23 protein-coding genes are annotated in these 21,733 nt (G+C 56.8%); 19 read left to right on the top strand and 4 right to left on the bottom strand.

Annotated elements, in window-relative coordinates; all coding sequences use genetic code 11:
* Positions 1 to 70: 70 nt before the first annotated feature.
* From mltB to V3390_RS00770, 7 genes are all read left to right on the top strand, one after another.
* Positions 71 to 1,222 carry a lytic murein transglycosylase B gene (mltB, locus tag V3390_RS00800; protein ID WP_331702947.1) on the top strand — a complete coding sequence of 384 codons (1,152 nt, stop codon included), beginning with the start codon at positions 71 to 73 and terminating at the stop codon, positions 1,220 to 1,222.
* A 30-nt stretch (positions 1,223 to 1,252) separates the two neighbouring features.
* The gene (locus V3390_RS00795; protein ID WP_331702945.1) at positions 1,253 to 2,446 is read left to right on the top strand and encodes a septal ring lytic transglycosylase RlpA family protein; all 1,194 of its coding nucleotides are present in this window, start codon (positions 1,253 to 1,255) and stop codon (positions 2,444 to 2,446) included.
* Between the two features lie 120 nt (positions 2,447 to 2,566).
* Positions 2,567 to 3,940 carry a D-alanyl-D-alanine carboxypeptidase family protein gene (locus V3390_RS00790; protein WP_331702943.1) on the top strand — a complete coding sequence of 458 codons (1,374 nt, stop codon included), beginning with the start codon at positions 2,567 to 2,569 and terminating at the stop codon, positions 3,938 to 3,940.
* A 138-nt stretch (positions 3,941 to 4,078) separates the two neighbouring features.
* The gene (locus V3390_RS00785; RefSeq protein ID WP_331689618.1) at positions 4,079 to 4,348 is read left to right on the top strand and encodes a DUF493 family protein; all 270 of its coding nucleotides are present in this window, start codon (positions 4,079 to 4,081) and stop codon (positions 4,346 to 4,348) included.
* Complete coding sequence (gene lipB, locus V3390_RS00780; RefSeq protein ID WP_425493002.1) at positions 4,291 to 5,001, top strand: lipoyl(octanoyl) transferase LipB; 711 nt, start codon at positions 4,291 to 4,293, stop codon at positions 4,999 to 5,001. Before V3390_RS00785 ends, lipB begins: the two co-directional genes overlap by 58 nt.
* 9 nt (positions 5,002 to 5,010) lie before the next feature.
* Positions 5,011 to 5,994, top strand: a complete 984-nt coding sequence (gene lipA / locus V3390_RS00775; protein WP_331702941.1) for a lipoyl synthase — start codon at positions 5,011 to 5,013, stop codon at positions 5,992 to 5,994.
* 113 nt (positions 5,995 to 6,107) lie between these two features.
* Positions 6,108 to 7,115 (top strand): YeiH family protein, encoded by a 1,008-nt coding sequence (locus tag V3390_RS00770; RefSeq protein ID WP_331702940.1) that lies wholly within the window; start codon positions 6,108 to 6,110, stop codon positions 7,113 to 7,115.
* Between the two features lie 5 nt (positions 7,116 to 7,120).
* On the opposite strand, the gene V3390_RS00765 is transcribed toward V3390_RS00770, so the two are convergent.
* The 4 genes from V3390_RS00765 to V3390_RS00750 form a co-directional block, all read right to left on the bottom strand.
* Positions 7,121 to 7,636 carry a helix-turn-helix domain-containing protein gene (locus tag V3390_RS00765; protein WP_331702939.1) on the bottom strand — a complete coding sequence of 172 codons (516 nt, stop codon included), beginning with the start codon at positions 7,634 to 7,636 and terminating at the stop codon, positions 7,121 to 7,123.
* A 29-nt stretch (positions 7,637 to 7,665) separates the two neighbouring features.
* The gene (locus V3390_RS00760) at positions 7,666 to 7,998 is read right to left on the bottom strand and encodes a DUF4258 domain-containing protein (RefSeq protein ID WP_331702938.1); all 333 of its coding nucleotides are present in this window, start codon (positions 7,996 to 7,998) and stop codon (positions 7,666 to 7,668) included.
* A 314-nt stretch (positions 7,999 to 8,312) separates the two neighbouring features.
* A complete protein-coding gene (locus V3390_RS00755; protein ID WP_331702936.1) occupies positions 8,313 to 8,612 on the bottom strand; it encodes a type II toxin-antitoxin system RelE family toxin in 300 nt (99 codons plus the stop codon).
* Positions 8,602 to 8,850, bottom strand: coding sequence for a type II toxin-antitoxin system Phd/YefM family antitoxin (locus tag V3390_RS00750; protein ID WP_331702935.1), 249 nt, complete (start codon positions 8,848 to 8,850; stop codon positions 8,602 to 8,604). The genes V3390_RS00755 and V3390_RS00750 overlap by 11 nt, the downstream gene beginning before the upstream one ends.
* 171 nt (positions 8,851 to 9,021) lie before the next feature.
* Between V3390_RS00750 and V3390_RS00745 the strand changes: the two genes are divergently transcribed.
* The 12 genes from V3390_RS00745 to V3390_RS00690 all read left to right on the top strand — a co-directional run bounded on the left by V3390_RS00745 (position 9,022) and on the right by V3390_RS00690 (position 21,732).
* Positions 9,022 to 9,483 carry an MgtC/SapB family protein gene (locus V3390_RS00745; protein WP_331702934.1) on the top strand — a complete coding sequence of 154 codons (462 nt, stop codon included), beginning with the start codon at positions 9,022 to 9,024 and terminating at the stop codon, positions 9,481 to 9,483.
* A gap of 48 nt (positions 9,484 to 9,531) precedes the next feature.
* Positions 9,532 to 9,804, top strand: coding sequence for a hypothetical protein (locus tag V3390_RS00740; protein WP_331702933.1), 273 nt, complete (start codon positions 9,532 to 9,534; stop codon positions 9,802 to 9,804).
* Between the two features lie 172 nt (positions 9,805 to 9,976).
* The gene (gene galE, locus V3390_RS00735; RefSeq protein ID WP_331702932.1) at positions 9,977 to 10,975 is read left to right on the top strand and encodes a UDP-glucose 4-epimerase GalE; all 999 of its coding nucleotides are present in this window, start codon (positions 9,977 to 9,979) and stop codon (positions 10,973 to 10,975) included.
* Positions 10,976 to 11,129: 154 nt separating this feature from the next.
* Positions 11,130 to 12,401 (top strand): Vi polysaccharide biosynthesis UDP-N-acetylglucosamine C-6 dehydrogenase TviB, encoded by a 1,272-nt coding sequence (gene tviB, locus V3390_RS00730; protein WP_331703617.1) that lies wholly within the window; start codon positions 11,130 to 11,132, stop codon positions 12,399 to 12,401.
* 167 nt (positions 12,402 to 12,568) lie between these two features.
* A complete protein-coding gene (locus V3390_RS00725; RefSeq protein ID WP_331702930.1) occupies positions 12,569 to 13,894 on the top strand; it encodes a flippase in 1,326 nt (441 codons plus the stop codon).
* Positions 13,894 to 14,847 (top strand): glycosyltransferase family 2 protein, encoded by a 954-nt coding sequence (locus tag V3390_RS00720; RefSeq protein WP_331702929.1) that lies wholly within the window; start codon positions 13,894 to 13,896, stop codon positions 14,845 to 14,847. The genes V3390_RS00725 and V3390_RS00720 overlap by 1 nt, the downstream gene beginning before the upstream one ends.
* Complete coding sequence (locus tag V3390_RS00715) at positions 14,844 to 16,088, top strand: glycosyltransferase family 4 protein (RefSeq protein WP_331702928.1); 1,245 nt, start codon at positions 14,844 to 14,846, stop codon at positions 16,086 to 16,088. The genes V3390_RS00720 and V3390_RS00715 overlap by 4 nt, the downstream gene beginning before the upstream one ends.
* Entirely contained in the window at positions 16,081 to 17,163 is a 1,083-nt protein-coding gene (locus tag V3390_RS00710) for an EpsG family protein (RefSeq protein ID WP_331702927.1), read from the top strand. Before V3390_RS00715 ends, V3390_RS00710 begins: the two co-directional genes overlap by 8 nt.
* Positions 17,141 to 18,454, top strand: coding sequence for a glycosyltransferase family protein (locus V3390_RS00705; RefSeq protein ID WP_331702926.1), 1,314 nt, complete (start codon positions 17,141 to 17,143; stop codon positions 18,452 to 18,454). The genes V3390_RS00710 and V3390_RS00705 overlap by 23 nt, the downstream gene beginning before the upstream one ends.
* Positions 18,455 to 18,459: 5 nt before the next feature.
* On the top strand, positions 18,460 to 19,617 hold the full coding sequence (gene wecB / locus V3390_RS00700; protein WP_331702925.1) for a non-hydrolyzing UDP-N-acetylglucosamine 2-epimerase: 1,158 nt from the start codon (positions 18,460 to 18,462) through the stop codon (positions 19,615 to 19,617).
* Positions 19,614 to 20,678, top strand: a complete 1,065-nt coding sequence (locus tag V3390_RS00695; protein ID WP_331702924.1) for a glycosyltransferase family protein — start codon at positions 19,614 to 19,616, stop codon at positions 20,676 to 20,678. The genes wecB and V3390_RS00695 overlap by 4 nt, the downstream gene beginning before the upstream one ends.
* A 19-nt stretch (positions 20,679 to 20,697) precedes the next feature.
* On the top strand, positions 20,698 to 21,732 hold the full coding sequence (locus V3390_RS00690; RefSeq protein ID WP_331702923.1) for a polysaccharide biosynthesis protein: 1,035 nt from the start codon (positions 20,698 to 20,700) through the stop codon (positions 21,730 to 21,732).
* Position 21,733 lies beyond the last annotated feature (1 nt).

The following is a 21,733-nucleotide window of genomic DNA, read 5'->3' as shown; positions in this document are numbered from 1 at the left end:
AACAGTTTCCTTACATAATCCGCCACGAAAAGGGCGGAAATTCAATGGCTTACATGATATTCTCAATGTCATGACGAAGAAGACCCTGCTCCAGATCTCCGCCGTCGGTGGTGCCGCGCTCCTGTTGAGCGCCTGCGCCTCGATCTATTCCAACGAACTGGAGGGCGAAAAAGCCCCCGATGCAGCGGCGACCACCCCGCCGACGAACGCGGCCACCGCGCCGACGGCTGACAACGGTCTGCCCAAGCCCAAGACCAATCCGCTGCCCGATCCGCTGCCGCCGATGGCACTGGCCGAAGCCAAAGAGGACTTCGTCAAACGCACGAGTGCCAAGTTCGGCATTGATCCCAATTCGATTCGCACGGTACTGAATCAGGCCACCAAACTCGACAGCGTGATCGCGCTGATGTCCAAGCCGGCCGAAACCAGCAAGACCTGGGCGCAATACCGTCCGATCTTTATCACCGATGCGCGCATTAGCGGCGGCCGTAAATTCATCGCCGAGAATCGGGCCGATCTGGAAAAGGTCGAATCCGTTTACGGTGTGCCCAAAGAAATCATCGTGGCGATCATGGGCGTCGAGACGGGTTGGGGCGCCAACATGGGTAAGACCAATGTCGTCAATGCCCTTTACACGCTGGGCTTTTTTTATCCGCGCAGTGGCGATCCGACCAAGGCCGATCGTGAAGCACGCCGCGAGGCCTTCTTTCGCAATGAGCTGATGGAACTGTTTGCCATGGGCAAGCGCGAGCGCTTGGACATCACCACGCTGCAAGGTTCGTATGCCGGTGCGATGGGCTACGGTCAGTTCATGCCGTCGAGCTACATGGAACTCGCAGTGGATGGCGATGGTGACGGTCGAGCCGATCTCTTCCGCAGTAAGAAAGATGCGTTTGCATCCATCGCAAATTATTTTGTGCGACGTGGCGGATGGGTGCGTGGCGGCACCGTGACCTTAAAGGCAACCAAAGATGCAGCGGCTGCCGATCTCACGCCCGAATCGCTCGATCCGATCTATACCGTGCAGCAGCTGGCGGACAAGGGTTTTCGTCCGATGATTCCGGTGACTGCAAGTGCCAAGGCCAACGTGTTCCGTCTCGATGGCGTAAGTGGTCCTGAGTACTGGTACAGCTTCCAGAATTTCTATGCGATCACGCGTTACAACATCTCCAAGCATTACGGCATGGCGGTGTATGACTTGGCTCGTGAACTTTCCAAGTAGTAATTGGAAAACCGAATGGGACATAGATATATGCGCACACTCAAACTTGGTTCCCTTTCGTTGTTGGCGATGGCGCTGGCAGCGTGCCAGACCACCACGCCACTGCAGACTGCAACGAGCACGTCGCCGGATCCTTCTGCGATTCTTAGCGGTGAGCAGGTGGCGATGCCTTCGACAATGAACTCGGCACCGAAACCGGTCTCGCCGTATGCACCCGCGCAGGAAGATCTGAGCACGCGCGGTGATTATGTTGCGGGCGGTTTGTACAAGCCGGGTGTGAATGACAGCATCAAGGGCGTCACGGTCAATGCGGATCTGATTCCTGAACCCGATGTGATTGCATTGCCGCTGTCGCGTTACGGCAACAAGCCGGTTTATAGCGTGCTGGGCAAGAACTACAACGTGCTCGCCGACACGCGCGGCTATCGCGAGGAGGGCACGGCCTCGTACTACGGCAAAAAATTCCATGGTCGCAGAACGTCGGCGCAGGAGGTGTACGACATGTACGCGTTCAGCGCGGCGCACAAGACCTTGCCGATCCCGAGCTTTGCGCGCGTCACCAATCTCGACAACGGCAAGTCGGTCGTCGTTCGCGTCAACGATCGGGGTCCCTTTCACGAAGGCCGGGTCATCGATTTGAGTTTGGCCGCCGCCACCAAGATCGGCATTGTCGCCAGGGGCACGGGTCGCGTTCGCGTCGAGGCCTTGCAGCCCGATGGCTCGCCTGCGACGCAAGCTGTCGCAATGCCGGCCGACACCCGGCCCACATTCCGACCGGATGCCGCGCGCTTTGCGATGCGTCAGGACGGCCGCAACATGACGGCCGCCGAATTCGAGACTTGGTTGAAGTCGCGCAACATCACGATTGCCACCGGCGCTCCGCGTCCGGTGACGGCACCGCCGATCCCGGCTACCGCCGCTTCGGTGGTCGCACAGGCCGTGACGGCCGAGACCACAGTTGCCGCGACCGCCGCGGACCTCAAACCCGGCCCGGGCGAGATCGTGCTGCAAGTGGCCAGTTTCGCGAGCCCGAACAACGCCAACGACGCCATGACCCGCCTGCTGACGGCAGGGATCAACGGGGCCCGCGTGATCGAAGGCACCTCGGCCGCCGGCGCCCGCATCTGGCGCCTGCGGGTGGGGCCCGTGGCCCAGAACGAATCGCCGCGCGTGATCGAACGCATTGCTGCGCTGGGGCTCGGTCGTCCGGTGCGGGTGCTGTAAAAGCCGCAGATCAGGGCCGCGTCAATGCGTCCGCAACGCGTGCCATACGCAGGTCCTGACTTGAACGCGCCATTTCCTCTAAACTAGAGGATTCACCCCGCAAAACAGCCTGTTTCTCCGATGATCAAGAACCGCTTTACCTCGCGTCCCTGGCAAGTCACCCTTGCTGCCGCCGCGACTGTAGTCGTTGGTGCCGCCGTAGCCCAAAACGCCGCCCCGACCCAAGCCGCATCCGCTGCCCAACCGGCCGCTCAGGAAATCCCGGTTCCCGACACGCTGAAACCGCAAAACGCCACGCCGGGCGCCACGTCGCCGCAAGCCGGTGGTGCTGCAACGACCGCCGCCACTTCGACAGTGGCACCTGCTACTGCCGCCGCGCAGACGCAAGCCACGGCCCCCACCGCCCCCACGGCAATTGCCGCGCCGCCGGTTGTGACCGGTAAGGCATGGGTGATCCTGGATGCCGGCAGCGGTCGGATCCTGGCGGGTCAGAACTACAACGCGAAACTCGAACCGGCCAGCATCACCAAGGTCATGACCAGCTATGTGATCGCCGCCGAAATGGCAGCCGGTCGCGTTAAGGCCAACGACCAAGTGACCATGACCGAGGAAGCATGGCGCGAGGGCGGTGCCGGTACCGATGGCAGCTACAGCGGCTTCCCGGTGAACCAGAGCGCGCCGCTGGTCGAGATGGAGAAGGGCATGGTGGTGCAGTCGGGTAACGACGCGGCCATCGCGCTGGCGCAACATGTGGCGGGGACTACCGCTGCCTTCGCCGATCTGATGAATCACTATGCCGGCAAGATCGGCATGAAGAACTCGCATTTCGCCAACCCGACCGGCTTGCCCGATCCGAACCATTACTCCACGGCCTATGATCTGGCGCTGCTGGGGCGTGCGCTGGCTAAGGATTTCCCGACGGCGTATTCGTACAACTCCATCAAGGAGTTCACGGTCGGTCCGATCACGCAGCAAAACCGCAATCTGCTGCTGTGGCGTGACAGCACCGTTGACGGCATCAAGACCGGCCACACGGGCAGCGCGGGTTACTGCCTGATGGCATCGGCCAAGCGTGCTGACATGCGTCTGGTCTCGGTGATCCTAGGCTCCGACTCGATGGAACATCGTGCCTCGGATTCGCTGGCGCTGCTGAACTGGGGCTTCCGCTTCTTTGAAAGCAAGACGCTGTTCCCGGCCAACAAGCCGCTGCAAACCACGCGCGTCTGGAAGGGTTCGATCACCGATCTGCCGGTCGGCACGCTGCAACCGGTGAGCGTGGTCGTTCCGCGCGGTCAGGGCGCCGATCTCAAGGCCGTGATTGATGTCCAGAAGGCCATCGTCGCGCCGCTCAAGAAGGGTCAGGTCGTTGGTGCGGTCAAGGTGATGCAAGGCGACAAGCTGGTCTCCACCGAGCCGCTCGTCGCTCTGGCCGATGTCGCCGAGGGTGGTTTCTTCCGCCGCCTCTGGGACAGCCTCCTCATGCTGTTTAAGTAAGAAATGGGGACGGAGGCAATTAAATTTTCTTAACAAATTGATGGCCCGCTTGCCCAGCGCAGTGGCGCGCAGGGCAACACGTGGCCAAATGTTAAGAAATATTAATTGCCTCCGTCCCCATTAACTAGGACTGAAACGATGACAGACCAGAAAGAACACGGCTTCCAGTTTCCGGGTGAGTTTGAGCTCAGCGCGATGGGCCCGGCGGACAAGGATTTGCAGACCGTACTGCCCATGCTGCTCAAAGAGGCAAACGTCGATTTGATCAGTGAGTCGGTGCAGTGGAAAGCATCGTCGAACGGCAAGTACGTCTCGGTGCGGATCACGTTCCGCGCCGATACCCGCGAAGAATACGATCGCGCCCACGAACTGTTGCGTGGCCATCCAGAGGTCGTGTGGACGCTGTAGTCCGCGACTGGGGCCGCGCGGCGTATGAGCCGATCTGGAAGGCCATGTCGCAGTTCACCACCGACCGCACCGAGAACACTCCCGACGAACTGTGGCTGGTGGAGCACGACCCCGTGTTCACCCTCGGTCAGGCCGGCAAACCCGAACACGTCCTCGCACCCGGCGATATCCCGGTAATCCAAGTGGACCGCGGCGGCCAGGTCACTTACCACGGCCCCGGCCAGATCGTCCTGTACCCGCTGCTCGACCTCAAACGCCTGAAAATCGGCGTCAAAGAGTACGTCCACCGCGTCGAACAGGCCATGATCGACACCTGCGCCGACTGGAACATCGAGGCCACCCGCAAGGAAGGCGCCCCCGGCGTCTACGTCAACGGTGCCAAGATCGGCGCCCTCGGGATCCGCGTCCGCAACGGCCGCACCTTCCATGGGCTCGCGTTCAATATCGCCATGGATCTCGAGCCGTTCCAACGCATCAACCCCTGCGGCTACGAGGGGCTGGCCGTGACCTCCATGTTAGACTTGGGAGGTCCCTCGGGCATCGAAGGCGTCAAACCCGCTTTGCTTGAGCATGTGGCCCGACTGTTCGGGCTGAACCTGCAATTGGCCGCCTTACTGCCACAGCAAACGCAGCCAGCGGCCGCCCAAGGTTAATCCAAAATAGTGTCCACCACCGAACCGCGCAAAGTCATCCCGCTGGACCTGACGCCAGGCAATAAACAACTGGCAGGCGACAAGATCGCCCGCAGCCCCGTGCAGTTCCAGCACGTCGAGACCCTGCGCAAACCGAGCTGGATCCGCGTCAGAATCCCGACCGGCAACGCCGTCCAGAAACTCAAGGAAAAACTCCGCGAGAACGCCCTGGTCACCGTGTGCGAAGAGGCCAGCTGCCCGAACATCCACGAATGCTTCGGCCATGGCACCGCCACGTTCATGATCCTAGGCGAGGTCTGCACCCGCCGCTGCTCCTTCTGCGATGTGGCCCACGGCCGCCCCAAGCCCCCCGATGCCGCCGAGCCCCTGAAACTGGCGCTCACCATCAAGGACATGGGCCTGAAATACGTCGTGGTCACCAGCGTCGACCGCGATGACCTGCGCGATGGCGGTGCCGGCCACTTTGCCACCTGCATCCACGAGATCCGCACCCACGCCCCGAACACCAAGATCGAGATCCTGACCCCCGACTTCCGCGGCAAAGGACGCATGGAGCGCGCCCTGGAGATCTTCCGCGACGCCCCGCCCGACGTGTTCAACCACAACATCGAGACCGTGCCCGAGCTGTACCGCAACGTCCGCCCCGGCGCCGACTACCAGTGGTCCCTGACCCTGCTGCAGCAGTTCAAGGCCCAGCACCCTGATGTCACCACCAAATCCGGCATCATGCTCGGCCTGGGCGAGACCATGGAACAGGTCGAAGGCACTCTCCGCGACCTCCGCGCCCACGACGTGGACATGATCACCATCGGCCAGTACCTCCAGCCGTCGGCCCATCACCACCCCGTGTTGCGCTACTGGACCCCCGAAGAGTTCAAACAACTCGAGGAGTTCGGCTACGCACTGGGCTTTACCCACGTGGCCTCGGGTCCGCTGGTCCGCAGCTCGTATCACGCCGACCGCTCCGCCGCCGAAGCCGGCGTTAACGGCTAAACCGGCACCTCGGCGTTGACCTTGTTCGCCACCGCGCCCGGCGATTTCAGCGACGTGGTCATCGTGACCATCCAGTACTAAACTAGTGGACTTTGTCCCGGCGCCCTGAATTCATGAGTTTTATCGGCAGTTTTGCATTGCGCGACCCGCGCTGGTGGGCCGGGCTCGGCCTGGCCGCCGGGATTGCGGCGTTGGCGGTGTGGCTGGGCGCGATGCCGTGGTTCGCCGAGCATGGTTTCTCGGCCCTCACGGTGGCCATCGTACTCGGGCTGCTGCTGGGCAATACCATGTTTCCTTTCGTGGCCACGCGTACCGCGCCGGGCGTGGACTTTGCCAAGGGCTCGCTACTGCGCATCGGCATTGTGCTGTATGGCCTGCGCCTGAGCTTTCAGGACATTGCCCAGGTCGGCTGGAGCGGCGTGCTGATCGCCGGCGTGATGCTGACGGCTACCTACCTGTTGGCGGTGCGGCTGGGCACGCGGGTGTTCGGTCTGGACCGCGAGACCTCGGTGCTGATCGGCGCGGGCGCCTCGATCTGCGGCGCCGCGGCGGTGCTGGCCACCGAGCCGGTGGTGAAGGCGCAGGCGCACAAGGTGTCGGTGGCCGTGGCCACGGTGGTGGTGTTCGGCACGCTGGCGATGTTCGTCTATCCGCTGCTGCAGTCGTGGCTGCAGCTAAGCGAACACGCCTACGGCATCTATGTCGGCTCGTCGGTGCACGAGGTGGCGCAAGTGGTTGCCGCCGGGCGTGCCGTGAGCGAGCAGGCGGCATCGACCGCGGTGATCGAAAAAATGCTGCGGGTGATGATGCTCGCGCCGTTCCTGTTGCTGCTGTCGCGCTCCGAAGGGCAGGGCAGCGGCCGGTTGATGATTCCGTGGTTTGCCGTGCTGTTCCTGGTGGTGTGCGGCATCAACTCGCTCGGCGTGTTGCCGCCGGCCCTGATGTCGTCACTGGTGTGGTTGGACACCCTAATTCTGGCCACGGCGATGGCGGCGCTGGGCCTGCGAACCCACGTCGGCGCCGTCAAGCAGGCGGGTATCAAGCCCCTGCTGCTGGCCGCGAGTCTGTTCGTGTTCCTGGTGCTGGGCGGCTACGGCTTGAACCGGTTGGTGCTGGGGTAAGCGAGTTATGCCGCTTGCATGACCTTGTGAGCGTTCCACGATTCATCGGATTCGATCGTTAAGCACAAGGTGGCATCGACGTCCTCATCCATGCTGTCGAGAAACTCGATCAACGATTCCATTTTTTGCGCCTCGTTCTCGCGCTGAATAAACAGCATCCGCAGCACATGGGTTCCCGCGTCATTTTCCACGATGTCGGACTTCTCGCGCCGCGCGATGGTCTGGGAATCGACCCCCAGCAGGCGACCGAGCGCCGATTGCGTCAAATCGAGATTCTTGCGGATGAACCGGAACTCCTTGCCGGTCAAGGTTTTCTTGGTGTGAACGAGATGCCTGGCGATTTCCTTGTGCAATTCATCGACGTGCAACACGGCCACAGCCGATCCGAACTTGGTGTCACGAATCTTGTAGCCGTTCGTCAGGTAGATATTGTCCAGGCCGCAGCGGGTGTAGTGGTACTGTCCACTGCATTCACTTTCATCTACTTGATGCTTGAAACATACGGTATTTTCAGAGTTCATGGTTTTCACGTTTTTGGCAGTTCGCCATCTCAAATTTGAACAACTGACATCACAGTCACTACCACAACGTCCGTCGGCAGTGGTTCCATGGCGACAACCACGCCAAGAGTAATGCCGCTTTTCAGGCGAAGCTCCATGACGTAGGTCCAATCTTGGTGCTCTTTGCTAAATTTGGGACGTTTCGGAATGGAACCGTATCTGAGTACTCGAAAGACGTCGGTATCAAATAATCCACGCTCTTTCATTCGCTGCTCAGCATGGCCGGTAAAGTACACGTTGGCAGAGTCTTTGGATGCGGTTTGAATTATCTGTTCAACTTCCTCCTCCGGTCTCGCAAGGGGAATCGGGACATCCGATGTCATCGTTTTCTCCGATGTCCGTATCTATCAAAATGATAGATACAGTGCTAACAATCCGCAAGTGCCATTCGTCGGAAAATTTGTTCATGTTTGGACTTCTTTCAGAGAGTGCCGAACTTCTGTTACATTCCGCTCATAGTCCTATTGCTCTGATTGCCACGATGACTACTCAATCTGCTTCTTTGTTGCACCGCAACGCCGCGTTCGGCTGGTCTGCCTGGGCGCGTTCCTGCTGGTGTGGGCCGAACTGGCGGTCGGGGTGTTTACGAATCTCGGTAGCTGACCGCTCGGGTAGTCCGCCGGAGGTACAAACCGCTTTAGTTTTTCCCCGGACCCAGGCGCGCTAAAGCCAAATCATAGATCGCATTTTTGTTGCGCTTTCCGATGGCAACAACGCACACGGTGACGGTTTCATCGTTTACCTGATAAACCAGGCGATAGCCGGCGGCGCGAAGTTTGGTCTTGTAGACATCTTTGGTGCCCCGCAATGCGGCGGAAGGTACTCTTGGCGCCTGCAGTCGTTCCGCCAACTTCGCCTTAAGTTGCAATCGGACCGTTTCGCCGAGTTTTCGCCATTCCTTTAGCGCCGACTCCTTGAACTCCAGCTTATAGGTCATCGATCGAGACCGCGATCGACTTTTCCTTCTGGCGTGCTTTTACGATCTTGGCCAGATCGAGATCATCGAGCATCTCGATTAAGGCCTCATATGCATCTGCCGGGACGCAATAGAAAGCCGGCGCATTGCGATTCAAGACTGCAACCGGCATGCCGCCACCACTGGCAACGACTTTCATCGGATTTGTTTTCAGTTCCGAAATACTAGCGGCAATTTCAGAAAGAACAGGGTGAGGCATGATGATGCTCTAGCTTTAAGTGACCTTATTATCGACCTATTAACAGGTCCTTTCAATACCCGGGTAACTTCCGTTTATGTCTGAGAAATGCCGCGGTAAGAGACCTGCTAGGTATATGACAGACGCCAAGCTAGAAGCTAGAGTCTCGACGCTAGACGCTAAGATGTCCCTATGGACTCCTTCATCAACGAATTCTGGGCCGGATGGCCCGACGCGGCTGAGATCGGCCGAGTGCTGTTCCGCCTGCTGGCGGCCATGGTGCTGGGTGGCGCTATCGGGCTGCAGCGCGAGCACACGGGCAAGCCGGCGGGATTGCGGACCCACATGCTGGTATCCATGGGCGCCTGCCTGTTCGTGCTGGCCTGCATCACCCACGACTTTGACAATGCCGACCTCTCGCGCGTGATTCAGGGCCTGGCCACCGGCTTCGGCTTTATCGGTGGAGGCGCAATCCTTAAGCTGGCAGCCGACCACGAGATCAAGGGCCTGACCACAGCGGCCGGCATCTGGACCACGGCCGCCATCGGCGTGGTGGTGGGGCTAGGGCATTGGGGCTTGGCCGCCATGGCGGTGGTGATGACGCTGTTTACGCTGGCGGTGTTGGCGAGGTTTGAGGTGCGGCGCAACGGCTGAGACCCAGTCACAAATCACTGTATGCATGAGAATTGTTAGGTGCCAGTATTGAAATATCGAATTGAACTAAAGGAAATCACCGAGCGGGATATCGGTCCGTCATGTCTGTTTGTGCCCGATCACGATGCCTTTGAGATGCACGTGTCGGCGTTCTTTGAGGACATCTCGGAATTGGATGGGGTGGCAGACGCGCAGCGTGAGGGGTTAACCGCATTGGCGTTTGAGTCAACACTGACGCTGGCGGAACTGCGTGATCAAATAAAGGTGTTCGTGATAAGAGACTGGAACTATTTGCGTATTCACTCGTTCGTTAAGCAATAAAATTCGGCCCGCGCACTCGCCACGAGCCACACTGTCCAAAGGTCCTCTTCGGCTGTAGGGAGACATGGGCGTTACGCGACACTTTCTCAGCTCAAGACTTATGGAAGTCTCGCACAAACCCCGATAATGGTGGGTTATTCAGCTGTCAAACCAGGGACTGAGTGATTAATCGATGAAAGTACTTGTAACGGGCGGGGCCGGTTTCATCGGCAGCCATACATGCGTCCTGCTACTTGAGGCCGGGCACCAGGTCACCGTGATCGATAACTTCTGCAACAGTTCTCGGGACGTGTTGGACCGGGTGAAGCAGCTTGCTGGGCGCGATTTGACCGTTGTCGAGGGCGATATCCGCAACCCAGCCGATCTAGATCGGGCCCTTGAGGGTGTCGCCGACGCGGTGGTTCACTTTGCGGCGCTAAAGGCGGTGGGGGAGAGCTGCGAGCAGCCCCTAATGTACTTTGACAACAATATTGGCGGCACCATTGCCCTGATGCAGGCGATGGAGCGTCACGGGGTGCAAAGACTGGTGTTCTCCTCGTCGGCCACCGTCTATGGCGATGCTAAACAGGTGCCGGTGGCTGAAGATGCGCCGCTGCAGGCGACCAATCCATACGGGCAGACCAAATTGGTCATGGAGCAGCTGATTCGAGATTGGACGGCGTCAAAGGCGGAGCTCTCTGCGGTGTTGCTGCGCTATTTCAACCCGGTCGGCGCCCACCCCAGCGGCCTGATTGGCGAGGCACCGCGTGGCGAGCCCAATAATCTGATGCCTTATGTGGCCCAAGTGGCTAAGGGTCAGCGGGAATTCCTGCGAGTATTTGGTGATGACTATCCGACGCCGGATGGCACGGGCGTCCGCGACTACTTGCATGTGATGGACCTGGCGCGCGCCCACCTCAAGGCGCTTGAGTACTCCGTAGAACATCAGGGTTGCGAGGTGTTTAACCTCGGCACCGGCAGGGGCTACTCCGTGCTGGAGATGGTGACCTCCTTTGAGACGGCCTCCGGCAAGTCCATACCCTATCGGATCCTGCCTAGGCGGGCTGGTGATGTCGCTGAAATGACCGCCAATACGGCGAAGGCGAATGCGGTGCTGGGCTGGGAGACAGAGCTCGGGCTATCTGAGATGTGTGCGGATACGTGGCGCTGGCAGCAGTCGATCAGGTATTAACGGCAGCGCCAGGCCGTGACCGGTGGGTCGGGACTTTTTCTCTGGTGAAGTCCGCGTGAAAGTCGGATAATGAACCCTTGTTCAGCTACGGCTATATCCGCGGGGCGGATGGCTGTGGCTTTCCGTTTGATTTGTGGGGCGTCATTTAGTGGATTTGCAGCAAACCAAGATCGCCATCATCGGCCAGGGCTATGTCGGCCTGCCGCTGGCGGTGGAATTCGGCAAGAAATACCCCACGGTCGGTTTTGACATCAATCAAGCCCGAATTGCTGAGCTGCGTGAGGGCAAGGACAGCACGCTGGAGGTGGAGCCGGAGCTGCTGGCAAGGGCCACGCAACTGAGCTTCACCCACGAACTGCAGGACATTGCCGATAGCACGGTCTATATCGTCACCGTGCCGACGCCGATCGACTCGGCCAAGCGCCCGGACCTAACCCCGCTGGAGAAGGCCAGCGCCGCCATTGGTAGCGTGCTTAAGAAAGGCGACACCGTGGTGTACGAAAGCACCGTGTACCCGGGCTGCACCGAGGAAGTCTGCATCCCGATTCTGGAAAAGACCTCGGGCCTGACGTTCAACCAGGATTTCTACGCCGGTTACAGCCCCGAGCGGATCAACCCGGGCGACAAGGAACACCGACTGCCCAGCATTCTCAAAGTGACGAGCGGCAGTACGCCGGAAGTTGCCGACTACGTGGACGCACTATACAGCAGCATCATCACCGCCGGCACGCACAAGGCGCCGAGCATCAAGGTGGCGGAAGCGTCGAAGGTCATCGAGAATACCCAGCGCGACGCAAACATTGCACTGGTCAATGAATTTGCAATGATTTTTCACCGGCTTGGGATTGATACCAACGACGTGTTGGAAGCTGCAGGCACCAAGTGGAATTTCCTGAAATTCAAACCGGGTTTGGTCGGCGGTCACTGCATCGGGGTTGATCCATATTACCTGATTCAGAAGGCACAAAGTGTTGGGTATTACCCTGACGTTTTGATGGCGGCGCGGCGAATTAATGATTCGATGGACTCCTATGTGGCCGATCAGGTCATCAAGCTCATGGTGCGAAAGGGTATCAATCCAGTTCAGGCGCATGTCCTAATCCTGGGTCTTACGTTCAAGGAAAATTGCCGGGATCTGCGCAATACCCGAGTGGTAAATATCGTCCATGCGTTGCAGTCCTACAATGCGAATGTAGACGTGTTCGATCCATGGGTGGACGTCGCCGAAGTACAGCACGAATACGGTCTGACGCCAATCGAAGCGCCGGAACAGGGCGCCTATGACGCCATCATTCTGGCCGTCGGCCACGATGAGTTTAAACAGCTGGGTAGCCGCGGAGTGCGTGCGTATGGTAAACCTGCAGCCAACATCGTCTACGACGTGAAACAAGTCCTGCCGCGCGCCGCCATCGACGGTCGCCTGTAACCCGGTATGTATTTCACCCTCGCCACTGTAGTAGCGGACTCTGTTCGCGAACACTCTTTTCCCACTTCCGCAACGGCCATATGCGCGGATGAGTGGAGTTGGCGGAGCATGAAACACCAAGGCCGCGGCACCGACGCAGCGGCAGAAGTCTCGGCTCGGGGTTCAATATGGACCTAAGCAAGTTGTTACCCGCGCTCGTGCAGCACAAGATTGCCGCCCGCCCGGGGCTCGCTCGCATTATCGACAACCTCGGCTGGCTGTTGCTGGACAAGTTACTGCGCATGGTGGGTGGCCTGTTGGTAGGGGTGTGGGTGGCGCGCTATCTGGGGCCGGAGCAGTTCGGCCTGTTCAACTACGCCAGTGCCTTCGTCGTCCTGTTCACCGCGATCGCGGTGCTGGGACTGAACCCGATCATCGTGCGCGAGCTGGTTCAGCACCCGGAACACGAAGGTGCCGTGCTCGGAACGGGGTTCGTACTGCAGTTGATTGGCAGTTTGGTGGCTCTCACGTTGATGACGGTGCTCATCTGGCTGTTGCGCGAGAATGATGAGGTCGTGCGCTACATCGTGGTGATCATGGGCATCGGCATGGTGATCAAGTCGGCCGACGTCATCCGCTACTGGTTTGAGGCACATGTCATTTCGCGGTATACGGTGTGGACGGACAACGCGGCTTTCGTCCTTGCATCGGTTGCCAAGGTTTACCTGATATTGAATGGAGGGCGCCTTGTCGATTTCGCTTGGGTGGCCTTGGGCGAGATCGTTGTGGCGACCGTCCTGCTCGTATTCGTGTTCTTGAAGATAAACCGCCAGCGCGCCGGCTGGCGGGTAGTGAAGACACACGCGAGTGCGCTACTTGGGCGCAGTTGGCCGCTCTTGTTGTCCGGCTTGACCATCACGATCTACATGAAGATCGACCAGATCATGCTGGGACAGCTTGCCGATGATCGTGAGGTTGGAATCTTCAGTGCAGCCTTGCGCATCAGCGAGATCTGGTACTTCTTGCCGATGATCGTGGTCACCTCGGTTTATCCGTCGCTGCTGCGTTCAGATCAAGCGGACGGCGCCCGGTTCGATCGGGACATGCTGCGCTTGCTGCGTGCCCTTGTAGTCATGGCCTTGATGGTTGCGCTGCCAATCTGGCTGCTGGCCGATCAAATCATCGAATTACTCTACGGTGAATCATTCCGGGGGGCGGCTCCTGTGCTGGCCATCCATATCTGGACCAGTGTTTTTGTGTTCCTCGGGGTTGCAGGTGGACGCTGGTACGTCGTGAAAGGCCTGGAGCGACTCACGTTCGCGCGCACCCTGCTGGCTGCGTGCCTCAATGTCGCGCTCAACCTGAAGCTGATTCCATTGTGGGGTGCGGTGGGTGCTGCTGTTGCTTCGCTGGTCGCGCAGGCTATGTCCGGTGTTCTGTTCAATGCCTTCACTGCAAGGACAAGGCCGTTATTTTTTCTGCAATGCAGGTCACTTATTTCTCGCCTAAATTAATGATGCATTCCAAACATCTCACTCGCGGAGCCGATGACCCTGATTTTGCCCCGGTCGTTCTTTTTGCGTTCAATCGGCCAGCCCATACTAAGCAAACATTGGACGCTCTCGCTGAGAACAGCCTAGCAGCCCGTACGAGGCTAATTGTCTACTGTGACGGTCCTAGGGATCAACGTGATTCGAGTGCTATTGCAGCGGTTTGCGAAATCGTCCGCGAAGCGAGGGGCTTTCTCTCGGTAGAGCTCCGGGTGTCGCCGCAGAACAAGGGGCTTGCTGGTTCGATCATCGAGGGCGTGTCCAACGTTTGCGAAGAATATGGTCGCGTCATCGTGATGGAAGATGACTTGGTGACCAGTCGCGAGTTCCTGTCATTCATGAATAAGGCTTTGGACCGATATGAAACCGAGCCTGGCGTGTGGCATATCAGCGGATGGAACTATCCGATTCCGGACGATGGCTTGGGCGACGCATTCTTTTTGCGCGTAATGAACTGCTGGGGATGGGCGACTTGGCAGGACCGTTGGCACCATTACCGAAAAGACACTGACGCATTGATCAATACATTCACGCCAAGTGACATCAAGAGATTTTCCTTGAACGGCGCTGGCGATTTCTGGAAACAGGTCCAATTGAATGAGTCGGGTCAGATCAATACATGGGCAATCTACTGGTACGCGACGATCTTCAAAAACAACGGTCTGTGTCTGAATCCAGCAGTCAGTTATGTCTTGAATATTGGCCATGATGGGTCGGGAACCCACGGCAGTAAGAGCAAGGGGACCTACGATAGTCGATTGTGTGAGAAGCCTGAAGTAATACTGCCCAACTCGATCATCGAAAGTACAATGGCGATTCAGCGGATTGCAACATTTCTAAATGGACTCAAGCCGACATTTATACAACGTTTGCGTGGAAAGATCGTGCGTACGTTAAAGGGCATGATTGTGCTATGAGAGTGCTTTGGGTCTCGAACACGCTCTTCCCTGATATTGCGAAGCGGCACGGTTTGCCTGAGCCAGTCTTCGGCGGCTGGATGTACGGCGCCGCGAAGGCGCTATCCGCGGTTCCTGGTGTCGAACTTTCGGTTGCGGCGCTGCACGATGGCCCGACGATGATTGGAGAGACAATCGATGGCATCGAGTATCACCTGATCTCCAGGCGGGTGGGACTCGACCAGCAATGGCGACGCATTGTGGACGCTTCTCGGCCCGATCTGGTCCACGTCCACGGAACGGAGTTCGTTCATGGTTTGGCGTTGATAAAGCTGTTCCCCGAAATTCCGAGTGTCGTCTCGATTCAGGGATTGGTTTCCGTCTGCGCACGTTATTACTTGGCGGGCATGTCATTCTGGGAAGTGGTACGCAACATCACGCTTCGGGATCTTCTGCGGATGGATACGTTATTCCAGCAGCAGCAAAAGATGGCTAAACGCGGAAAGGCCGAACGTGAGTATATTGCGCGGGCAACTGCGATCATGGGCAGGACCGATTGGGACAGGGCACATGTCGAAGCCCTTCGGCCCAATGCGCCGTATGTGCACTGCGATGAAATGCTTCGCGACGAGTTCTACGGCGATAGGCGTTGGTCTTACAAGGACTGCAATCCACGTTCGATTTTTGTGAGTCAGGCAGGCTATCCCATCAAAGGGCTACACCTGCTTATCAAGGCTGCGGTGATTGCCAGGCGAACTTACCCGGATCTCGAGATCCGGGTGGCTGGGCCTGACATTACTTCCGTGTCGTCGCTGAGGTTACGGATTCGCCGCGGCGGTTACGGGAAGTACCTGAGCAGATTGATTAAACGGTCGGGCATGCAGGACGCCGTGAAGTTCTTGGGGGCCCTCGATGCCACCCAAATGAGGAATGAATTCCTACGCTGCAATGTTTCCGTTTCTCCATCAGCCATCGAGAACAGTTCTAACTCGATTGCAGAAGCGCAGATGCTTGGCGTTCCGGTGATTGCCAGCCAGGTGGGCGGCATTCGCACCATGACATTGAATGGAGCGCTAGCCGAAACCTATCGGTTCGATGAAATGGAAGTACTCGCGAGTCGCATTGTAGAAAGTTTCGCACGAGTAGATGTTGAGCGCGTTGAAGCTGCACGTCAGGAAGCCATGAGGCGGCATGAAAGGGGGGCAATTGTTAGAGTTATGACGTCGACGTATCTGGAATTGGTCGGTCGAGATAATGCTTGAATATTTTTTTGTATGTCTGCTTGTTTTGGCTTGCTCGGTTGCTCAATCCGCGTCTCGTCGGGGATCTGTGCGTGTGTTTTGCGTGGCGTCATCGTTTCTCGTATTGCTCCTCTTTTTGGGGCCTAGATACTCATACGGAAATGATTATTGGTCATATTTCGACGTATACCATGATTCCTATCGCTTACTCAGCTCCCCTTACAATCAAATTGAAAAAGGATGGTTGTGGCTAAACATTTTAATGCAGCCATTTGGGTATCGTGGACTCATCATTGGAACCTCCGTAGTCTATTTGGCAGCAATCTTTTTCTTTATTCTTCGCGAGGCTCCACAGCGTTACGTGTGGCTTTCATTTTTTCTCTTGCTGGTGGAGCCATCAAACTTTTTGGTTCATTTGTCAGCAATGAGGCAGGCGTTTGCAATTATGATCTTCGTAGTTGCAGTTCAATTTCTCGCGAGTAAGAAGTTAGTTCTATTTTTACTATGTGTTTTTCTTGCCTCGCTATTTCATCGGTCGGCTTTGGCAATGCTCCCACTTGCTATCATTGCGTTGCCGGAATTAAATAATCGTTTAAGCAGATTGTTGTCGGGGCGACGGTGGATTTATGTCTACCTAGCTCTGTACCTGATTTTTGCATGGCTAATAAGTAAATACGGGGCACATTGGGTCGATTCTTTACAAGCTGAGGTTGATCGATATCGTGGATACACTGAATCGGGGACCATCGGGACCGGACTAGGCGTGCTGGCTCAAGCTGGATTTTTTGTCCTATTCATGTATTACGGACTGCGGCATCGGGGCCGTGAAAGGATCCTTCTTTTTGTTTGCGCCACCACCTATCTAGTTGTTCCATTGACTTTCGTGAATGCATTGGCAGCAAGATTGATGATGTATCCACAGATAACGATGCTCGTGGCTTTGCCATTGATCCTAACTCATGAAAAGCGCAAGCACATTAGATGGGGGATAGGTGCTGTCTTTATAGCCTGGACATTATTGGCATCTTATAGGTTCTGGACGAGTGAGGTCTATGCTCCAAACTTTAAGATGTATGAATCTGTCTTATCAAACTAACATTCGAGAAAACGGTGGGAGCAGTTCATTGAGAGTTTTGGTAGTAACGAAGACATTGATCAGCGAGCGCGACGGAGCGAGTCTGTCGATTCGAAACTGGTTTCATGACGCCTTCCCATCCAACATCGCGCAGATTTATTCCGGTGGTGCAGTCACCGAAACGCCTGCTTTCCCAACACACCGACTAGGGGCTGCGGATCGACGGTTTGGCCGCGTTTTTTCACTGCTGAAGGGGCAAGCGCAAAAGGCTGAAGAGTTGCACGAGAGCGTATGTGTCGGCGAGGCTCAAAAAACCAAGCTGAATGGTTTAATTATGGAGATCCCGCGTCGGCTCGGGAAGTTAATTCTTTCCATGGGGATTTGGGAGATTGTGTTCAAGCCGAGGATTTCACCGGAATTGGATAAGTTTATCCAGGATTTCGCGCCTGATGTTGTCGTCGCACAGGGTTTCGACCTTGGCTTCACTTGGCTTCCGGTTCAGATCCATGAGCAGTTCGGCGTGCCGATAACTACAATCATTGTAGATGATTGGGAGCCTTATCTTTATCGAGATGCGCCGCGCTTCCTCGGTATGCGGGGTGTCGTGCGCCGAGCGTTTGTGAGGCTATTGAGGAAGAGCGATCGGCGTTACTGCATTTCCGCTCAGATGGCTCGAGAGTACGGTGAGCGTTACGGTTTGCCGTTCGAGGTCTTGATGCAGACCGATCACCGTCGGCTACTTAACAGCGGGCGCGCCAAAACATTCGATCCCTGCCGCTTTGTTGTGGCGTATTCGGGCTCACTCGGTCTCAAGCGCTGGGAAGGTCTGCGCGACCTTGCGGACGCGCTCGCCACTCTAAGCAAGCAAGGCGTATCTGGCGAATTGCGCGTATATGCACCGTCATTGCCAGCGGAAGCAGTCTCACTGCAACGTCATCATATGGTCAAGCTGTTCCCACATCTGCCGGATGCGCAGGTGCTGCCAGTGCTTTCCGAGGCAGATGTCGTATTCCTACCCGAATCCTTCGACAATGCGATTTGCAAATACATCCGTCTATCTGTGTCGACAAAGGCGCACCTTTACATGATGACTGGCGCAGTGCCACTGGTATATGGGCCTGCCGGTATCGGGACGGTGGAGTACGCCCGATACGAGAAATGGGGCATGGTGGTCAGTGAGCAAGGGGCGGAAGGGCTAATAGGCGCATTGCGTTCGATCGTGGATGACCGCGCCATGGCCGATCGTATCGTCGGCACTGCCTTGAAGGTATTCGAGGCCAATCATGCGCCGGCCTCATGCGCAAAGATCTGACTACAATGAAAAAAGTACTTCTCGTGTTCGGAACGCGGCCAGAGGCCATCAAGATGGCGCCACTGATCCAGGCGTTCAGGGCGAACAGTGCTTTCGACGCACGCGTATGCGTGACAGCGCAGCATCGACAGATGCTCGATCAGGTGCTGGATTTGTTCCACATCAAACCTGAGTTTGACTTGGATCTAATGAGGCCGGGCCAGGATCTGACGGACATTACCGTAGGCGTGCTACACGGCCTGAAATCAGTATTTTCCGAATGGCGGCCGGATTTGGTGCTGGTGCATGGCGACACATCCACCACGTTTGCGGCTTCACTAGCTGCCTACTACCAGCGCATCACCGTGGGGCATGTGGAGGCTGGGCTGCGCACGGGAAATTTATACTCGCCTTGGCCTGAGGAGGCTAATCGTAAACTTGCTGGAGCACTGGTGCGGTGGCATTTCGCGCCTACTACTTCGGCACGGGACAATCTCTTGCGGGAAGGTGTTTGTCGGGACGCTATCCATGTTACGGGTAATACGGTGATTGATGCGTTGCTCCAAGTGCGTGAAATGATTCATTCGAACGCCGAGTTGCAGAAGCGGCTTGCTGCGCAGTTTTCGTTCCTTGATGCTCGAAAGCGCCTGGTCTTGGTAACGGGACATCGCCGGGAGAATTTCGGCGGCGGCTTTGAGCGAATTTGCGAAGCATTGGCACGAATTGCGCGGGAGAACGTCGATGTGCAAGTTGTCTACCCGGTACACCTCAACCCGAATGTCCAAGAACCAGTGAAACGCCTTCTGGGGGGCATTGGCAACATTCATCTGATCGATCCGCAGGATTACCTGCCATTCGTATATTTGATGAACGTGAGCACGATTATTCTTACCGATTCCGGTGGCATCCAAGAAGAAGCACCATCCCTTGGCAAGGCAATACTGGTGATGCGTGACGACACGGAGCGCCCTGAGGCCGTTGCAGCGGGGGTAGTCAGGCTGGTGGGGACTAGTGTTACTCGGATCTGTGAGGAGGTGGCAGCGTTGCTGAATGACCCTGAGCATTACCAGAAGATGGCGAGTGCACACAATCCATATGGGGACGGGAACGCAAGTCAGAGAATAGTAGAGATTCTGTCAGAAAGTGTCGGGGCCGAACTACGGTGCACACGGGGGCTCGAATGACCCGGAGCGTGTGCATCCTTGCAGGCTCAAGTCTTCGTTATTTGCCCTACTTGAGCCTCTATGCCCGCATTCTGGAGGAGGCGGGAGTCGAGTACGAAGTTATCTACTGGGATCGCCATGAAGAAGATGAGGATAGGCCCGGCTTCCACAGGTATGCGCGGAGAGCAAAGGGACGCGGCAGTGCGCTTCTGCCGCAATACTATGGGTTTCGCCGCCATATCCTGGCACGATTGAAACAGCGGGATTTTGACTTGTTCGTCGTGCTCGGCATGCAGATTGGCGTATTTTTAGCGGATTTCCTCAAGGACAAGGCTTACTTGGTTGATATCAGGGATCGCAGCCACGAGGATAATCCCGTCTATCGCTTCATCGCGAACCGAGTACTTGCAGGCGCTAAGTTGACTTGCGTGTCTTCGCGAGCATTCAAACAATGGCTTCCAGAAGCAAGTCCTGTGGTGGTATCCCACAACATGGCAATGACCGCATCGCCCCCTAGGGCCCCACTGAAATTGCCCGGCCATTGCCTGATTTCGTATATCGGTGAAGTCAAGTTCTTTCAGCCTAACCGTGAGTTCATGGAATTCATATCGCGTACCCCACGATGGAAGCTTGCCTATCACGGAGCCGGGCCCGATCTGAGGAAATTTGTCGGATTTGCGGAATCAGTTGCGGCTGAAAACATCGAATTTTCGGGTCGCTTTGATCCTTCGCAGAAGGAGCAATTTTACCTTGAAACGGATTTTGTCCTCTGCCTGTATGGCAGTGATCATATCAACGTCAGAACGGCGCTGCCAAATCGGCTTTACGAGGCATGCATACATGCTCGCCCCCTGATTGTCAGTGCTGATACATATTTGGCGGACGTCGTTGCGGAGTATGGACTCGGTATCGTCCTCGGGGCTGGAGAGACAGTTGGACTAGATAGAAAGCTCGAAGCATTCTTCGATGCCGATCGATATGCCGCCTTCGTTGAAGGTTGCAGAAGTTTCTTGAACAAGGTTATGCAAGAGAACGAAGAGTTCAGGACGCATGTTATTGACTTTGTTCAGTCAGGCAATTAATTTTTAGAAGGAGTCTCATGTGTTTCGTGGCAATGTATTATTGATTACTGGCGGTACCGGCTCCTTTGGTAACGCCGTCCTCCGCCGCTTCCTGCAGACGGACATTGGCGAAATCCGACTTCTCAGCCGAGATGAGAAGAAGCAGGACGACATGCGGAAGCGCTACTCCTCCGACAAGATCAAGTTCTATATCGGCGACGTGCGCGACCCGGCCAGCGTGATGAACGCCATGCGCGGAGTGGACTACGTGTTCCATGCCGCGGCGCTGAAGCAGGTGCCGTCCTGCGAGTTCCATCCGATGGAAGCAGTGAAGACAAACGTCATCGGCACCGAGAACGCAACCGAAGCGGCTATTCAATGCGGCGTTAAGCGTATGATCTGCCTGAGTACCGACAAGGCGGTTTATCCCATTAACGCAATGGGCATCTCCAAGGCGATGATGGAAAAGGTTTTTGTGGCCAAGTCGCGTAATGTCGATCCGGCCAAGACCACGATTTGCGGCACGCGCTACGGCAATGTAATGGCTTCCCGTGGCTCGGTCATTCCGCTGTTCGTCAACCAAATCAATGCCGGGCAGCCCATTACCATCACCGACCCGTCCATGACCCGTTTCATGATGACTTTGGATGATGCAGTAGATCTGGTGTTGTATGCGTTCGAGCATGGCAATAGCGGCGATATTTTTGTACAGAAGGCACCGGCCGCGACAATGGAAACCCTAGCGAGGGCCCTTACTGAGCTGTTAAATAAGCCGGATCATCCAATTCACATCATTGGCACACGTCACGGTGAGAAGAAGCACGAAGCGCTGATGAGCCGTGAAGAAATGGCGCATGCCCAAGACTTGCCTGGCTATTTTCGAGTGCCACCGGATCTTCGGGACTTGAACTACGGAAAATTTGTTGAGCAGGGTGAGCGCAAGATCACCGAGGCACAGGACTATACCTCCGGCAATACGGTCCAACTCGATGTAGAGGGCATGAAGCAGCTGTTGCTGAAGCTCGATTTCATTCGCGACCTGGTCGCTGGTCGTCCTTCCATTCCCTTGGATTGAC

Origin of the sequence: Aquilutibacter rugosus (assembly GCF_036541335.1) — a bacterium.
GTDB classification, from domain to species: domain Bacteria; phylum Pseudomonadota; class Gammaproteobacteria; order Xanthomonadales; family Xanthomonadaceae; genus Aquilutibacter; species Aquilutibacter rugosus.
This window is presented reverse-complemented; position numbering and strand designations above follow the sequence as displayed.

What these genes read in the sequence shown, in the direction of transcription:
- mltB (WP_331702947.1), top strand. Translation starts at nt 71, where the DNA reads ATGACGAAGAAGACCCTGCTCCAGATCTCCGCCGTCGGTGGTGCCGCG.
- V3390_RS00795 (WP_331702945.1), top strand. Translation starts at nt 1,253, where the DNA reads ATGCGCACACTCAAACTTGGTTCCCTTTCGTTGTTGGCGATGGCGCTG.
- V3390_RS00790 (WP_331702943.1), top strand. Translation starts at nt 2,567, where the DNA reads ATGATCAAGAACCGCTTTACCTCGCGTCCCTGGCAAGTCACCCTTGCT.
- V3390_RS00785 (WP_331689618.1), top strand. Translation starts at nt 4,079, where the DNA reads ATGACAGACCAGAAAGAACACGGCTTCCAGTTTCCGGGTGAGTTTGAG.
- V3390_RS00770 (WP_331702940.1), top strand. Translation starts at nt 6,108, where the DNA reads ATGAGTTTTATCGGCAGTTTTGCATTGCGCGACCCGCGCTGGTGGGCC.
- V3390_RS00765 (WP_331702939.1), bottom strand. Translation starts at nt 7,636, where the DNA reads ATGAACTCTGAAAATACCGTATGTTTCAAGCATCAAGTAGATGAAAGT.
- V3390_RS00760 (WP_331702938.1), bottom strand. Translation starts at nt 7,998, where the DNA reads ATGACATCGGATGTCCCGATTCCCCTTGCGAGACCGGAGGAGGAAGTT.
- V3390_RS00755 (WP_331702936.1), bottom strand. Translation starts at nt 8,612, where the DNA reads ATGACCTATAAGCTGGAGTTCAAGGAGTCGGCGCTAAAGGAATGGCGA.
- V3390_RS00750 (WP_331702935.1), bottom strand. Translation starts at nt 8,850, where the DNA reads ATGCCTCACCCTGTTCTTTCTGAAATTGCCGCTAGTATTTCGGAACTG.
- V3390_RS00745 (WP_331702934.1), top strand. Translation starts at nt 9,022, where the DNA reads ATGGACTCCTTCATCAACGAATTCTGGGCCGGATGGCCCGACGCGGCT.
- galE (WP_331702932.1), top strand. Translation starts at nt 9,977, where the DNA reads ATGAAAGTACTTGTAACGGGCGGGGCCGGTTTCATCGGCAGCCATACA.
- V3390_RS00725 (WP_331702930.1), top strand. Translation starts at nt 12,569, where the DNA reads ATGGACCTAAGCAAGTTGTTACCCGCGCTCGTGCAGCACAAGATTGCC.
- V3390_RS00720 (WP_331702929.1), top strand. Translation starts at nt 13,894, where the DNA reads ATGATGCATTCCAAACATCTCACTCGCGGAGCCGATGACCCTGATTTT.
- V3390_RS00715 (WP_331702928.1), top strand. Translation starts at nt 14,844, where the DNA reads ATGAGAGTGCTTTGGGTCTCGAACACGCTCTTCCCTGATATTGCGAAG.
- V3390_RS00710 (WP_331702927.1), top strand. Translation starts at nt 16,081, where the DNA reads ATGCTTGAATATTTTTTTGTATGTCTGCTTGTTTTGGCTTGCTCGGTT.
- V3390_RS00705 (WP_331702926.1), top strand. Translation starts at nt 17,141, where the DNA reads ATGAATCTGTCTTATCAAACTAACATTCGAGAAAACGGTGGGAGCAGT.
- wecB (WP_331702925.1), top strand. Translation starts at nt 18,460, where the DNA reads ATGAAAAAAGTACTTCTCGTGTTCGGAACGCGGCCAGAGGCCATCAAG.
- V3390_RS00695 (WP_331702924.1), top strand. Translation starts at nt 19,614, where the DNA reads ATGACCCGGAGCGTGTGCATCCTTGCAGGCTCAAGTCTTCGTTATTTG.